General features: G+C 51.5%; 14 protein-coding genes. 8 read left to right on the top strand and 6 right to left on the bottom strand.

From position 1 onward, the window contains the following. The first annotated feature begins 68 nt into the window (after positions 1 to 68). The 5 genes from map to QUE74_RS00855 all read left to right on the top strand — a co-directional run bounded on the left by map (position 69) and on the right by QUE74_RS00855 (position 5,865). Positions 69 to 863, top strand: a complete 795-nt coding sequence (gene map, locus QUE74_RS00875) for a type I methionyl aminopeptidase (protein WP_001018199.1) — start codon at positions 69 to 71, stop codon at positions 861 to 863. A gap of 61 nt (positions 864 to 924) precedes the next feature. Beyond that, a complete protein-coding gene (glnD, locus tag QUE74_RS00870) occupies positions 925 to 3,597 on the top strand; it encodes a bifunctional uridylyltransferase/uridylyl-removing protein GlnD (RefSeq protein WP_001094547.1) in 2,673 nt (890 codons plus the stop codon). Between the two features lie 30 nt (positions 3,598 to 3,627). Continuing rightward, positions 3,628 to 4,452 (top strand): 2,3,4,5-tetrahydropyridine-2,6-dicarboxylate N-succinyltransferase, encoded by an 825-nt coding sequence (gene dapD, locus QUE74_RS00865; protein ID WP_001186656.1) that lies wholly within the window; start codon positions 3,628 to 3,630, stop codon positions 4,450 to 4,452. A gap of 52 nt (positions 4,453 to 4,504) precedes the next feature. Next, the gene (gene yaeI, locus QUE74_RS00860) at positions 4,505 to 5,317 is read left to right on the top strand and encodes a phosphodiesterase YaeI (RefSeq protein WP_000633011.1); all 813 of its coding nucleotides are present in this window, start codon (positions 4,505 to 4,507) and stop codon (positions 5,315 to 5,317) included. Positions 5,318 to 5,478: 161 nt separating this feature from the next. Continuing rightward, positions 5,479 to 5,865, top strand: coding sequence for a DUF3461 family protein (locus tag QUE74_RS00855; protein ID WP_000272188.1), 387 nt, complete (start codon positions 5,479 to 5,481; stop codon positions 5,863 to 5,865). A gap of 53 nt (positions 5,866 to 5,918) precedes the next feature. Here the strand turns inward: QUE74_RS00855 and cdaR are convergent, their stop codons facing one another. The 3 genes from cdaR to dgt all read right to left on the bottom strand — a co-directional run bounded on the left by cdaR (position 5,919) and on the right by dgt (position 10,302). After that, positions 5,919 to 7,076 (bottom strand): DNA-binding transcriptional regulator CdaR, encoded by a 1,158-nt coding sequence (cdaR, locus tag QUE74_RS00850; RefSeq protein ID WP_000929430.1) that lies wholly within the window; start codon positions 7,074 to 7,076, stop codon positions 5,919 to 5,921. A gap of 154 nt (positions 7,077 to 7,230) precedes the next feature. Then, complete coding sequence (gene degP / locus QUE74_RS00845) at positions 7,231 to 8,655, bottom strand: serine endoprotease DegP (protein ID WP_000753942.1); 1,425 nt, start codon at positions 8,653 to 8,655, stop codon at positions 7,231 to 7,233. Between the two features lie 129 nt (positions 8,656 to 8,784). Next, positions 8,785 to 10,302 (bottom strand): dGTPase, encoded by a 1,518-nt coding sequence (gene dgt / locus QUE74_RS00840; RefSeq protein ID WP_000057104.1) that lies wholly within the window; start codon positions 10,300 to 10,302, stop codon positions 8,785 to 8,787. 83 nt (positions 10,303 to 10,385) lie between these two features. On the opposite strand from dgt, the gene mtnN reads away from it, so the two are divergent. The 3 genes from mtnN to QUE74_RS00825 are packed head-to-tail and all read left to right on the top strand — an operon-like array spanning position 10,386 to position 12,538. Continuing rightward, on the top strand, positions 10,386 to 11,084 hold the full coding sequence (gene mtnN, locus QUE74_RS00835; protein WP_000689844.1) for a 5'-methylthioadenosine/S-adenosylhomocysteine nucleosidase: 699 nt from the start codon (positions 10,386 to 10,388) through the stop codon (positions 11,082 to 11,084). Then, on the top strand, positions 11,077 to 11,877 hold the full coding sequence (btuF, locus tag QUE74_RS00830) for a vitamin B12 ABC transporter substrate-binding protein BtuF (RefSeq protein ID WP_001306218.1): 801 nt from the start codon (positions 11,077 to 11,079) through the stop codon (positions 11,875 to 11,877). Before mtnN ends, btuF begins: the two co-directional genes overlap by 8 nt. Positions 11,878 to 11,914: 37 nt before the next feature. Next, positions 11,915 to 12,538, top strand: coding sequence for a TRIC cation channel family protein (locus QUE74_RS00825; protein ID WP_000964221.1), 624 nt, complete (start codon positions 11,915 to 11,917; stop codon positions 12,536 to 12,538). Between the two features lie 46 nt (positions 12,539 to 12,584). On the opposite strand, the gene erpA is transcribed toward QUE74_RS00825, so the two are convergent. Genes erpA through clcA form a run of 3 tightly spaced genes read right to left on the bottom strand, consistent with a single transcriptional unit; the run spans position 12,585 to position 14,432 of the window. Further along, entirely contained in the window at positions 12,585 to 12,929 is a 345-nt protein-coding gene (gene erpA / locus QUE74_RS00820; protein ID WP_001295564.1) for an iron-sulfur cluster insertion protein ErpA, read from the bottom strand. Then, positions 12,922 to 12,987: a small protein YadW gene (yadW, locus tag QUE74_RS00815; RefSeq protein ID WP_120795373.1), complete on the bottom strand. Its 66-nt coding sequence runs from the start codon at positions 12,985 to 12,987 to the stop codon at positions 12,922 to 12,924. The genes erpA and yadW overlap by 8 nt, the downstream gene beginning before the upstream one ends. A 23-nt stretch (positions 12,988 to 13,010) precedes the next feature. Continuing rightward, complete coding sequence (clcA, locus tag QUE74_RS00810; RefSeq protein ID WP_000845394.1) at positions 13,011 to 14,432, bottom strand: H(+)/Cl(-) exchange transporter ClcA; 1,422 nt, start codon at positions 14,430 to 14,432, stop codon at positions 13,011 to 13,013. Between the last annotated feature and the right edge of the window lie 3 nt (positions 14,433 to 14,435).

Here is a 14,435-nt window from a genome sequence, read left to right as displayed (position 1 = left end):
GGGTGTGATACCATTGACGACACTTACATATATATTGTCGGTATCACCGACGCTGATGGACAGAATTAATGGCTATCTCAATCAAGACCCCAGAAGATATCGAAAAAATGCGCGTCGCTGGCCGACTGGCTGCCGAAGTGCTGGAAATGATCGAACCGTATGTTAAACCGGGCGTCAGCACCGGCGAGCTGGATCGCATCTGTAATGATTACATTGTTAATGAACAACACGCGGTTTCTGCCTGCCTCGGCTATCACGGCTATCCGAAATCCGTTTGCATCTCTATTAATGAAGTGGTGTGCCACGGTATCCCGGACGACGCCAAGCTGCTGAAAGATGGCGATATCGTTAACATTGATGTCACCGTAATCAAAGATGGTTTCCACGGCGACACCTCGAAAATGTTTATCGTCGGTAAGCCGACCATCATGGGCGAACGTCTGTGCCGCGTAACGCAAGAGAGTCTTTACCTGGCGCTACGCATGGTAAAACCGGGCATTAATCTGCGCGAAATCGGCGCGGCGATTCAGAAATTTGTCGAAGCAGAAGGCTTCTCCGTCGTTCGTGAATATTGCGGACACGGTATTGGTCGCGGCTTCCATGAAGAACCGCAGGTGCTGCATTATGACTCCCGTGAAACCAACGTCGTGCTGAAGCCGGGAATGACCTTCACCATCGAGCCAATGGTCAACGCGGGTAAAAAAGAGATCCGCACCATGAAAGATGGCTGGACGGTAAAAACCAAAGATCGCAGCTTGTCTGCACAATATGAGCATACTATTGTGGTGACTGATAACGGCTGCGAAATTCTGACGTTACGCAAGGATGACACCATCCCGGCGATAATCTCGCACGACGAATAAGATGAAGCCGGCGAATGCCGGCTTTTTTAATGCGATAATTTAATCTTATGGGTGGCGCACAATGAATACCCTTCCAGAACAGTACGCAAACACCGCTCTCCCCACCCTGCCTGGTCAACCGCAAAATCCATGCGCCTGGCCCCGTGATGAATTAACCGTTTGTGGGATAAAAGCCCATATTGATACTTTCCAGCGTTGGCTGGGTGATGCCTTTGACAATGGGATCTCTGCAGAACAGTTGATTGAGGCGCGTACCGAGTTTATCGACCAGCTCCTGCAACGGTTATGGATTGAAGCGGGATTCAGCCAGATTGCCGACCTGGCATTGGTCGCCGTCGGTGGCTACGGTCGTGGCGAGCTGCATCCACTTTCTGACATCGATTTACTGATTTTAAGCCGTAAAAAGCTCCCGGACGATCAGGCGCAAAAAGTGGGCGAGCTGTTAACGCTGCTCTGGGATGTAAAGCTGGAAGTGGGTCATAGCGTGCGCACGCTTGAAGAGTGCATGCTGGAAGGATTATCGGATTTAACCGTCGCCACCAATTTAATCGAATCCCGCTTATTAATTGGCGATGTTGCGCTGTTCCTCGAACTGCAAAAACATATTTTTAGCGAAGGATTCTGGCCTTCCGACAAGTTCTACGCGGCGAAAGTTGAAGAACAGAACCAGCGCCATCAGCGTTACCACGGCACCAGCTACAACCTTGAACCAGACATCAAAAGTAGCCCCGGCGGCTTGCGCGATATCCACACTCTGCAATGGGTGGCCCGCCGTCATTTTGGCGCGACTTCACTGGATGAAATGGTAGGGTTTGGCTTCTTGACCTCAGCGGAGCGGGCGGAATTAAACGAATGTCTGCATATATTGTGGCGTATTCGCTTTGCCCTGCATCTGGTCGTCAGCCGTTACGATAATCGCCTGCTGTTTGATCGCCAGCTTAGCGTCGCCCAGCGTCTGAATTACAGTGGCGAAGGTAACGAACCCGTCGAGCGGATGATGAAGGATTACTTCCGCGTTACACGCCGCGTCAGCGAACTCAACCAGATGCTGCTGCAACTGTTCGATGAAGCCATCCTCGCCCTGCCCGCCGACGAAAAACCACGTCCAATCGACGATGAGTTTCAGCTACGCGGTACGCTAATCGACCTGCGCGATGAAACACTATTTATGCGCCAGCCAGAAGCCATCTTGCGTATGTTCTACACCATGGTGCGCAACAGTGCGATCACCGGCATTTACTCCACCACACTACGCCAGTTACGCCACGCCCGTCGCCACCTGCAACAACCTCTGTGTAATATTCCGGAAGCGCGAAAACTGTTTTTGAGCATTCTGCGTCACCCCGGAGCGGTGCGGCGCGGGCTATTGCCAATGCATCGCCATAGCGTGCTCGGCGCGTATATGCCGCAATGGTCGCATATCGTCGGGCAGATGCAGTTTGACCTGTTCCACGCCTACACGGTGGATGAACATACTATCCGCGTGATGTTGAAACTGGAGAGTTTTGCCAGTGAAGAAACGCGCCAGCGCCATCCGTTGTGTGTGGACGTCTGGCCGCGCCTGCCGTCAACTGAGCTGATTTTCATCGCCGCGCTGTTTCACGATATCGCCAAAGGACGCGGCGGCGACCACTCCATTCTCGGTGCTCAGGATGTAGTGCATTTTGCCGAACTCCACGGGCTGAACTCACGCGAAACACAGCTGGTCGCCTGGCTGGTTCGCCAGCACTTGCTGATGTCGGTGACAGCTCAGCGCCGCGATATTCAGGACCCGGAAGTCATCAAGCAGTTTGCCGAAGAAGTGCAAACAGAAAATCGTCTGCGTTATCTGGTATGCCTGACAGTGGCAGACATTTGCGCCACCAACGAAACACTGTGGAACAGCTGGAAGCAAAGTCTGTTGCGTGAGCTCTACTTTGCCACCGAAAAGCAGCTACGGCGCGGAATGCAAAACACGCCGGATATGCGCGAACGCGTTCGCCATCACCAGCTACAGGCGCTGGCGCTACTGCGTATGGACAATATTGACGAAGAGGCACTGCACCATATCTGGTCACGCTGTCGCGCTAACTATTTTGTCCGCCATAGCCCAAATCAACTGGCCTGGCATGCGCGCCATTTATTACAGCATGATTTAAGCAAACCGCTGGTCTTGCTTAGCCCGCAGGCTACGCGTGGTGGCACGGAGATTTTTATCTGGAGCCCGGACCGCCCATATCTGTTTGCCGCCGTGTGTGCCGAGTTAGACCGCCGCAATTTAAGCGTTCACGACGCACAAATTTTCACCACTCGCGACGGTATGGCAATGGATACCTTCATCGTGCTGGAACCCGATGGCAGCCCGCTGTCCGCAGATCGCCATGACGTTATTCGATTTGGTCTGGAACAGGTGCTGACACAAAGTAGCTGGCAGCCACCGCAGCCACGTCGCCAACCCGCCAAATTGCGCCATTTTACTGTTGAAACCGAAGTGACGTTTTTGCCGACCCATACCGACCGAAAATCATTCCTCGAATTGATTGCCCTCGACCAACCTGGCTTGCTGGCGCGAGTCGGGAAAATTTTTGCCGATCTGGGAATTTCGCTTCATGGCGCCCGAATTACAACCATTGGCGAGCGAGTAGAAGATTTATTCATAATTGCCACCGCTGACCGGCGTGCGCTTAATAACGAGTTGCAGCAGGAAGTGCATCAGCGGTTGACAGAGGCCCTCAATCCAAACGATAAAGGGTGATGTGTTTACTGATATGAAAAGAGTTTAACAATGCAGCAGTTACAGAACATTATTGAAACCGCTTTTGAACGCCGTGCCGAGATCACCCCAGCCAATGCAGACACCGTTACCCGCGAAGCGGTAAATCAGGTGATCGCCCTGCTGGATTCCGGCGCACTGCGTGTTGCGGAAAAAATTGACGGTCAGTGGGTGACGCATCAGTGGTTGAAAAAAGCGGTGCTGCTCTCTTTCCGTATTAATGATAATCAGGTGATCGAAGGGGCAGAAAGCCGCTACTTCGACAAAGTGCCGATGAAATTCGCTAACTACGATGAAGCACGTTTCCAGAAAGAAGGCTTCCGCGTCGTGCCACCAGCGGCAGTGCGTCAGGGCGCGTTCATTGCCCGTAACACCGTGCTGATGCCGTCTTACGTCAACATCGGCGCATATGTTGATGAAGGCACCATGGTTGATACCTGGGCGACCGTCGGTTCCTGTGCGCAGATTGGTAAAAACGTCCACCTTTCCGGTGGCGTGGGTATCGGCGGCGTGCTGGAGCCGCTGCAGGCTAACCCGACCATTATTGAAGATAACTGCTTCATCGGCGCACGCTCTGAAGTGGTTGAAGGGGTGATTGTCGAAGAAGGTTCCGTCATCTCTATGGGCGTATACATTGGTCAGAGCACCCGTATTTACGACCGTGAAACCGGCGAAATCCACTACGGTCGCGTTCCGGCTGGTTCGGTGGTTGTGTCAGGTAATCTGCCGTCGAAAGATGGCAAATACAGCCTCTACTGTGCGGTTATCGTTAAGAAAGTTGACGCGAAAACTCGCGGCAAAGTCGGCATTAACGAACTGCTACGCACCATCGACTAAAAGTCAGTACACGGGCAGCATGAAGCTGCCCGTTTTTTTACAGGGATGAATGATGATCACACGCAGGCGTTTTTTACAGGCTGCCGCCGCGACGTTAACGGTGAGTTCAGGTTTCGGTTATATGCATTACCTGGAACCCGGCTGGCTTGAATTAAGCCATCACCGCTTCGCCTTTTTTGAAGAAAAAGCCGCACCATTCAAAATTCTGTTTCTGGCCGATCTCCATTACTCTCGTTTTGTTCCTTTAAGCCTGATTTCTGACGCTATTGTCCTTGGCGTAGCGCAAAAACCTGATTTGATTTTGCTGGGTGGCGATTATGTTTTATTTGATATGCCGCTGAATTTTTCGGCGTTCAGTGACGTACTCTCTCCCCTTGCCAAATGTGCACCGACATTTGCCTGTTTTGGCAATCACGATCACCCCGTGGGTACAGAGAAAAATCGCTTAATTGGCGAGGCGTTAAAATCGGCGGGGATCACTGTGTTGTTTAACCAGGCAACGGTAATCGCCACATCAAAACGGCAATTTGAACTGGTTGGCACTGGTGATTTATGGGCCGGACAATGCAAACCACCTCCCGCCAGCGAAGCAAATCTGCCTCGTCTGGTGCTGGCACATAATCCCGACAGCAAAGAAGTCATACGTGATGAACCCTGGGATCTGATGCTGTGCGGCCATACTCACGGCGGGCAACTGCGCGTACCGTTGGTTGGTGAACCTTTTGCCCCTGTCGAAGATAAACGTTACGTCGCCGGATTAAATGCCTTTGGCGAACGACACATCTACACAACCCGTGGCGTGGGCAGTTTGTATGGTTTGCGTCTGAACTGCCGCCCGGAAGTAACGATGCTGGAACTGGTGTAGAACGTGAATTTTATCGCCAGAATAAAGCAGGTAATTTTTTGATTTTTACGCCATGATAGAAGTCTGGAAGAAAAAGGCTTTCTGCGATCACAGTCGAGCCGGGCGGGCCAGGCCAAATGCTAAAATAAGCACAATTTACTGACTCATTTTGAGGTAACGCTATGTACGACAATCTGAAAAGTCTGGGTATTACCAATCCTGAAGAAATTGATCGTTACAGCCTCCGGCAGGAAGCCAACAACGATATTCTGAAAATCTATTTCCAGAAAGACAAAGGCGAGTTTTTCGCCAAGAGCGTGAAATTTAAATATCCACGTCAGCGCAAAACGGTAGTCGCTGATGGTGTGGGTCAAGGTTATAAAGAAGTACAGGAAATCAGCCCGAACCTGCGGTATATCATTGATGAACTTGATCAAATCTGCCAGCGTGACCGCAGCGAAGTTGATCTTAAGCGTAAGATCCTCGACGACTTACGTCACCTGGAGTCAGTAGTAACCAATAAGATCAGCGAGATTGAAGCCGATCTGGAAAAACTGACGCGTAAATAATGTCATTCTGTGGGCCGGGTAAAGTCTCACCCGGCTGTAATTTTGTAATCGACCTACCGCTCTTCATCCAGTTGTAACGCCACATACAGCAGCAACCTGTCATCAAAATTGCCCAAATCAAGCCCGGTCAGTTCCGATATACGATTAAGCCGATACTCAAGAGTATTACGATGAATAAACAACGCCTTTGACGTTGCCAGCGGTTGCACATTGTGGCGAAACCACGCCGCCAGCGTTCGCCGCAGCAAGCCGTTATTGTCCATCGCTTTCAGCCGCGCCAGCGGTCGCGCCAGTTCGTTGGCCTGCCAGTCGCCACGCAAACTGTCGAGCAACACAGGCAACATCAGATCCTGATAAAAATAGCAGCGACTTTCGGGCATCCGCTGTTTACCCACCACCATCGTCGTTTTCGCCGTACGATAAGAGCGGGCAATACTGCCTGGTCCGGTAAAATAGTTACCCAGCGAAACGCGAAAACGTAGCTGACCATACTCTTTCATGCGGGCAATCAGTTGTTCAACTCGCTTACGATGATCTTCTGCATCCCAGCGCCCAAACGAATTCAACGCCGGTTTCAACACCACCATTTCGGTCAGTGAAACAATCGCCACCAGATTATTACGCTCGGGTGTAGTCAGCGCGTTTTGCAGTTGCTGTAACTCCGCCATTGCGCTGTCCACGCCAAGTTGACCGCTATCGACCTCAACAATAGCCACCACTCGCGGTTGATTGAGATCGATCCCCAGCCGTTGCGCCCATTCAGTGAGTGCAGGAGTATTCTCCTCCGCCTGAATCAGGTTCATCACCAGTTCTTCCCGCAAACGGCTATCCTGCGCCAACAGATGCATCAACCGCGACTGTTCCAGCATCATTTCAGCCGTCATGCAGACCAGTTCGCCATATTTACGCAGATTCTCTGGTTCACCAGTCAGGCCGATTACGCCGACAATTTCACCTTCCAGCCGTAATGGTAGATTAATCCCCTGCCGCACACCGTGCAGATGACGTGCCACCGCGTCATCGATATCAACTACTCGTCCCTGTGAAAGTACCAGCAATGCACCTTCGTGCAATTCACCAATACGCTCACGATCGCCGCTGCCGATAATACGCCCGCGGGCATCCATTACGTTAATATTGGTATCAATGATGCGCATGGTGCGCGCCACGATATCCTGCGCCATTTTGGTATCAAGATGCCAGCCAGCCATAAGTCCTCCGTTATGCACGGCTTAGCATAAGGAAGTACGTAACGTACGGCATTGTGCAAATGCCCAAAGGATGAGGAAGATGTATGGAGTTGTGGTGAAGTTCACAGATTGTAAGGAGAACCCCTTCCCGTTTTCAGGAAGGGGTTGAGGAAGATTACTGCATTAACAGATAGATGGTGCTGTCGCCGCGCTGAATATTCAGTGCCAGCACAGACGGTTTGCTGTCGAGAACTTTACGCAGTTCAGCGATGTTTTTCACTGCCTGCTGGTTCGCACCAATAATCACATCACCTTTCTTCAGGCCGATCTGCGCAGCCGGAGTGCCCGTTTTCACGTTGTTCACCACCACGCCCTGATCTTTGCCTTTGTTGCTCATCTCAGCGCCTTCAATGCCGTTGAAGATGGTGCTGGAATCAACCTGATTCTGGCTGCTCTGCTGCAGTTCCAGGTTCACGTTAACCTGCTTCCCGTCGCGCAGTAAGCCCAGGGTCAGTTTGCTGCCTACCGGCATAGTGCCCACCTGAGCACGCAGTGCGGCAAAGCTGCTGATTGGCTTACCGTTCAGTGAGGTGATCACATCACCCGCTTTAATGCCCGCTTTCGCGGCGGAAGAGTTCGGCAGAACCTGGCTTACGAAAGCACCGCGCTGGGCGTCAACTTTCATCGCTTTCGCCAGATCGGAGTTCAGCTCAGTGCCCATAATACCCAGCTCACCACGTTTCACCTGGCCGTATTCCACCATCTGCGAGGTCAGGTTTTTCACCATGTTGCTCGGGATAGCAAAACCGATACCGATGTTTCCGCCGTCCGGTGCGAGGATCGCGGTGTTGATACCAATCAGTTCGCCGTTCAGGTTAACCAGCGCGCCACCAGAGTTACCCCGGTTGATCGCAGCATCGGTCTGGATGAAGTTTTCATAGTTTTCGGCATTCAGACCGCTACGCCCCAGCGCAGAGACAATCCCGGAAGTTACCGTCTCGCCCAGACCAAACGGGTTACCAATTGCTACGGTGTAATCACCCACGCGCAGTGCATCAGAATCCGCCATCTTAATTGCGGTCAGATTTTTCGGGTTCTGGATCTGGATCAGCGCGATATCAGAGCGCGGATCTTTGCCAACCATCTTCGCGTCGAACTTACGACCATCGCTCAGCTGGACTTTAATCACCGTCGCGTTATCAACAACGTGGTTGTTGGTGACGACATAGCCTTTATCGGCATCAATGATGACGCCGGAACCCAGCGCCATGAATTTCTGTTGTTGGCCGCCGCCATTACCGCCCTGGCCCCCCTGGCAGAACGGAGAGCTCTGGAACGGAGAACCTTCCTGGCAGAACGGAGAATCATCACCGAAGAACTGCTGGAAATTACGCGGCATACGCGGCGTATTAACGGTTGTGCTACCTTCTACGTTAATGCTGACCACTGAAGGCATCACCTTTTCGAGCATCGGTGCAAGGCTTGGCATCTGCTGGGCTGTCGTTGCTGAAGAAGTCTCAGCCGCCGTTGCAGAGAGCGGAGATAACGCCAAACCTAAACTCAGAGCCAGTGCACTCAGTGCTAATGTGGTTTTTTTCATGTATTTCAGTCTCGATTAACAGATAACGCAAAATTGCTGTGTTCTTCAGATTCGTTTTATAGCGCGAAGTTCCGAACTAAAGTTTCTGCAAAAGGTAAAAATTTATTGTTCGTCTTTACAAAAGCCTGGTTATTGTTCTACGGCCATCAGACGTCGGTATTCATCCCAGGCATAGAGGTCGGTCATACCGCTGATATAATCCTGCAGCAGGCGGCAACGGTAATAATATTCCCATAGCGGAAACTCAGGAGAATCTGACGGTAATTTACTGACAGCCTCGACATAGGCCAGCCGATGGCGCGTCGAGAGTTTGTGGAATAAGCGCGATTCAATAGGGAAACGTTTCACCCGTTCTTTTTCTACCAGTTCAGTAAAGTCTGATAACGACAGGCTTAATAAAGGGCGATAAATCTCTAATAATCCGCTAATGACCCGATAGCCCTGCAATTCAAGCTGCTCGACATCTGGATGGCTAAACACATGTTTTACAGCGACATTTTTATATAGCTTTAGAAGATCGCTGCATTCGCTGGCATCTTCCAATAATGCATGATTAAACGTTCCGGCGAAAATCGCAGGCAGATTATCAATAAATCGTTGTGCTGCGTAGGGTACCAGTTTATTTAGGGTGTTTACCCGTAAATACATAAAAAACTGATCTTCCGTACTGCGGCTTAAACTATTTGAGCGTGATTTTTCCCAGGCATTTTCAACCACCAGCGAAAAGAGCGAACCTTTCTCATGCTGGCCCCACGCTTCGTGCAAATGATGATAAAGCTGCTCAACGCTGAATATTCTTTTCTCTACCGCATCTTCAAGATCTGCCACACAATAGGAGATGTCGTCGGCAGCTTCCATAATCCACGTTAATGGAAAACGACTGTAAAGCGCCAAATTAAGTTCTTTACGCAACCGGGCAATATAAGCTTCTTCAGAAAGATAATAACCCGGCTTTTTCATTAAATAGTGATGTGTCTCAGGCGTTTCGCCACGCCACCACGCCGGACGGGTATATTTTAAAATACCGCCAACCTGTGCCCAGGTGAGATTCATCCGCATCAATGTATGCACCAGACGAATACCTTGTGCATTCCCCTCAAAATGGCATAAGTCCTGACGAATTTTGCGCCGCAGTTCGTTAAGCGGTTCTTCCCCTTCCCGTAAACGTAATGCCACCACGCAGCAGCGATCGTCAGTCAGAGGCTGGCTTTCGGCATCAGCCGGAAACAAACGCTGGCGAAACCAGTCATTTATCGCCGCTTCACCAAAATGGCCAAACGGCGGATTGCCGATATCGTGCATCAGGCATGACATCTCAACAATACTTTCAAAGGGGCCGGTCAGTTCATCCAGACCATACTCTTCCAGTAATTTAAGTTCTTTCAGACGGCTTAAAATTTCTTTGGCGATGTAGCGCCCCACCTGCTGGACTTCCATTGAATGGGTTAGACGCGTGCGCACGGCGGCATTTCGCTCCAGCGGAAAAACCTGGGTCTTTTGTTGCAGACGACGAATTGCCGGAGAGTTAATAATACGCCCGCGATCGCTCTCAAAGATTCGCAGGATCTCATGTTCGGTTTTAACGCCCTGTGGTGAACGGTAACGACGATGCCAGTTTATTTTTTTTCGGAAATCAATCTGTGCCATGTCCTCTCCCGCGTGAGAAATACGCTTCCCCGTAAGCGCATGGTAAACTATGCCTTCAAATCGGGCTTATCGCGAGTAAATCTATGAAAATCGGCATCATTGGTGCAATGGAAGAAGAAGTTACGCTGCTGCGTGACAAAATCGAAAACCGCCAAACTATCAGTCTGGGCGGTTGCGAAATCTATACCGGCCAACTGAATGGAACCGAAGTTGCGCTTCTGAAATCGGGCATCGGTAAAGTTGCTGCGGCACTGGGTGCAACTCTGCTGTTGGAACACTGCAAGCCAGATGTGATTATTAACACCGGTTCTGCTGGTGGCCTGGCGCCAACGCTGAAAGTGGGCGATATCGTTGTCTCGGACGAAGCACGTTATCACGACGCGGATGTCACGGCATTTGGTTACGAATACGGTCAGTTACCTGGCTGCCCGGCTGGCTTCAAAGCTGACGATAAACTGATCGCTGCCGCTGAGGCCTGCATTGCCGAACTGAATCTTAACGCTGTACGTGGCCTGATTGTCAGCGGCGACGCTTTCATCAACGGTTCTGTTGGCCTGGCGAAAATCCGCCACAACTTCCCGCAGGCCATTGCTGTAGAGATGGAAGCGACGGCAATCGCTCATGTCTGCCACAATTTCAACGTCCCGTTTGTTGTCGTACGCGCCATCTCCGACGTGGCCGATCAACAGTCTCATCTTAGCTTCGATGAGTTCCTGGCTGTTGCTGCTAAACAGTCCAGCCTGATGGTTGAGTCACTGGTGCAGAAACTGGCACATGGCTAAGTCACTGTTCAGGGCGCTGGTCGCCCTGTCTTTTCTCGCCCCTCTGTGGCTCAACGCCGCACCGCGCGTCATCACGCTTTCACCCGCCAACACTGAACTTGCTTTTGCCGCCGGGATCACGCCGGTTGGGGTCAGCAGTTATTCCGACTACCCTCCACAAGCGCAAAAGATTGAGCAGGTTTCAACCTGGCAGGGGATGAATCTCGAACGCATTGTGGCCCTTAAACCCGATCTGGTGATTGCCTGGCGTGGAGGTAATGCCGAGCGGCAGGTTGACCAGTTAGCTTCGCTGGGAATAAAAGTGATGTGGGTCGATGCGACAAGCATTGAACAAATTGCCAATGCGTTACGTCAACTGGCCCCCTGGAGCCCACAACCGGACAAGGCTGAACAAGCCGCGCAATCCCTGCTGGACCAGTACGCACAATTGAAAGCGCAATATGCTGATAAACCTAAAAAACGTGTTTTTCTGCAATTCGGCATTAATCCGCCATTTACCAGTGGAAAAGAGTCGATTCAAAACCAGGTACTCGAAGTTTGTGGCGGAGAAAACATCTTTAAAGACAGCCGGGTTCCCTGGCCGCAAGTTAGCCGCGAACAGGTGTTAGCACGCGCGCCACAGGCGATTGTCATTACAGGTGGACCGGACCAAATTCCTAAAATCAAACAATACTGGGGTGAACAGCTCAAAATTCCCGTTATTCCTCTCACGAGTGACTGGTTTGAACGTGCAAGCCCACGTATTATCCTCGCTGCACAACAGCTCTGTAATGCGCTTTCACAGGTAGATTAGCGCCTGATCTTTTCAGGTGCTCAGTGGGGATAGAACAATGCTCGTCTATTGGCTGGATATAGTCGGCACAGCGGTATTTGCCATCTCCGGCGTTTTGTTAGCCGGAAAATTGCGTATGGACCCTTTTGGTGTCCTGGTATTAGGCGTGGTTACCGCAGTAGGCGGCGGGACAATTCGCGACATGGCGCTGGATCACGGCCCGGTCTTTTGGGTGAAAGATCCCACCGATCTGGTTGTTGCAATGGTGACCAGCATGCTGACGATCGTGCTGGTGCGCCAGCCAAGACGCTTACCGAAATGGATGTTGCCGGTGCTGGATGCCGTTGGTCTGGCGGTGTTTGTCGGCATTGGCGTGAATAAAGCCTTTAATGCGGAAGCCGGTCCGTTGATCGCGGTTTGTATGGGCGTCATTACTGGCGTTGGCGGCGGGATCATTCGTGATGTACTGGCCCGCGAAATCCCCATGATTTTACGCACAGAAATCTACGCAACGGCCTGTATTATCGGCGGTATTGTCCACGCTACGGCTTATTACACATTTTCCGTGCCCCTGGAAACAGCCAGTATGATGGGCATGGTCGTGACGCTATTGATTCGACTGGCGGCTATTCGTTGGCATCTTAAGCTACCGACGTTTGCGCTGGATGAGAATGGGCGTTGAAGAGAGGAGATGTGCCGGATAGCTTATCCGGCACACGAATAAGAGATTAGATGCTGAAGGAAGAACCGCAACCGCAGGTGCTTTTCGCGTTCGGGTTGGTCACGATGAAACGAGAACCTTCCAGACCTTCGGTATAGTCAACGGAACCGCCGACCAGATATTGCAGGCTCATCGGGTCAACCACCAGGCCTACGCCCTGTTTTTCGATGGTCATATCGCCTTCATTCACCTGATCATCAAAGGTGAAACCATACTGGAAGCCGCTACAACCGCCACCGGTGATATACACGCGTAATTTCAGATTCGGGTTATCTTCGTCAGCGATCAGGCTTTTAACTTTGTTGGCTGCTGCGTCGGTAAACTCCAGCGGCAGTGCTACGTCATCACTCATATTTTGCTCCAAACGACATCGGCAATTGGGCAAATTCTAACCCAATAATAATCGCCATTATCTAATACCCTGGTATTTCGTTCAAGTATTCTCGCTGGCTGATGCGGCCTTGCTTCGCGCCAGTTGTTCCGCTTCCTGTTTTGCCAGCGTGCGCGCAAGAATCGCCGAGTATAGCGGTTTCCCGCCGGTAAATTGTGCTAATAGTGTTGCGCCAAGACCGGTAATAATCATTGGCAAAATGAGCTGATAGTTATCGGTCATCTCCAGAACCAGAATGATCCCCGTTAACGGCGCGCGAATAGATGCCGCCAGTAACGCCCCCATTCCGGCAATAGCAAACGTCCCCGCCTCAAGGTGATATTGCGGAAACAGCTCAACGGCAACCATTCCGAAAGCAGTACCCAGCACAGTACCCAGCGCCAACATCGGGGCAAAAATACCGCCCGGCGCACCGGAAGAGAAGCAAAGTAAGGTAGTAATGACTCGCGCGACGAAGATAAACACCAGCATTCCCATGCTGAAGTTCCCCGCCGTGGCGATAGGAATCAGGTTAAAACCGCCGCCCGAAGTTGCTGGTGCCACAAACCCCAGCAATCCACACAGACCGCCAATCGCACCGCCCATCAGTACCCATTTGGTAATATTGCCGCCGTGCACACGGTGCAGCAAATCCTGCATCCCCAGCACCCATTTATTAAAAATAGGGCCGAAAATGCCAAAAATAATACCGAGGATCAGATAAAGCCACAGTGTATTAAGCGGCGCGTCAGAAAGTTTACCGACGTCAATCAACGCAACTTCATGATTAAAAATCCGGTACATAATGGTCGACATAATGACACCAATAAATACCGCTTTAATCGAAATTAACGTATAGCGAAACTGCGGACGCATCTCTTCGATAATAAATAAAATACCCGCCAGCGGCGCATTAAAGGCCGCAGCCAGACCCGCTGCTGCACCGGTTGCCAGCAGCGTATGGCGCGCTTCATCACCTTTCAGGCGGAATATATCAAGCACCATCCGACCGATATTACCGCCGATCTGCACGGTTGGTCCTTCACGCCCCAACACCATGCCGCCGCCGAGTGTCCCCAGCCCGCCAAAGAATTTCACCGGCAATACACGCCACCAGCGAACGGGACGTTGATCTTCCAACGCCCCTTCAATTTCCGGGATCCCCGAGCCACCGGCTTCCGGCGCGTATTTGCGCACCAAAAAGTAGCCGAACATCGCCAGCACTGCCGAACAGAGAAAAGCGACGGTTAACAGTAGCGGATAATTATCGGCCGTATGGACCAGCGCCCCCATGCGTTGGTTCTGTAACCAGGCGACGCCTTTGTCAAAAGCAACAGCAGCCAGCCCGACAAGCGTGCCGACGACGGCAGCCATAAACAAAATGGCTAACGGGGTTTTATCGCGCTCAAGAAGTTGGCGAATCAGTTGTCTGCGTCGCAGGCGCGCAGCCTGCGGTGTTTCTAAAGAGGGAGTATCAGTTTTCATCCA

This window comes from Escherichia sp. 10290 (genome assembly GCF_030295155.1).
Taxonomy (GTDB): domain Bacteria; phylum Pseudomonadota; class Gammaproteobacteria; order Enterobacterales; family Enterobacteriaceae; genus Escherichia; species Escherichia coli_F.
Note: the sequence above shows the minus strand (reverse complement) of the source record. Positions and strands in the feature narration are given on the sequence as shown.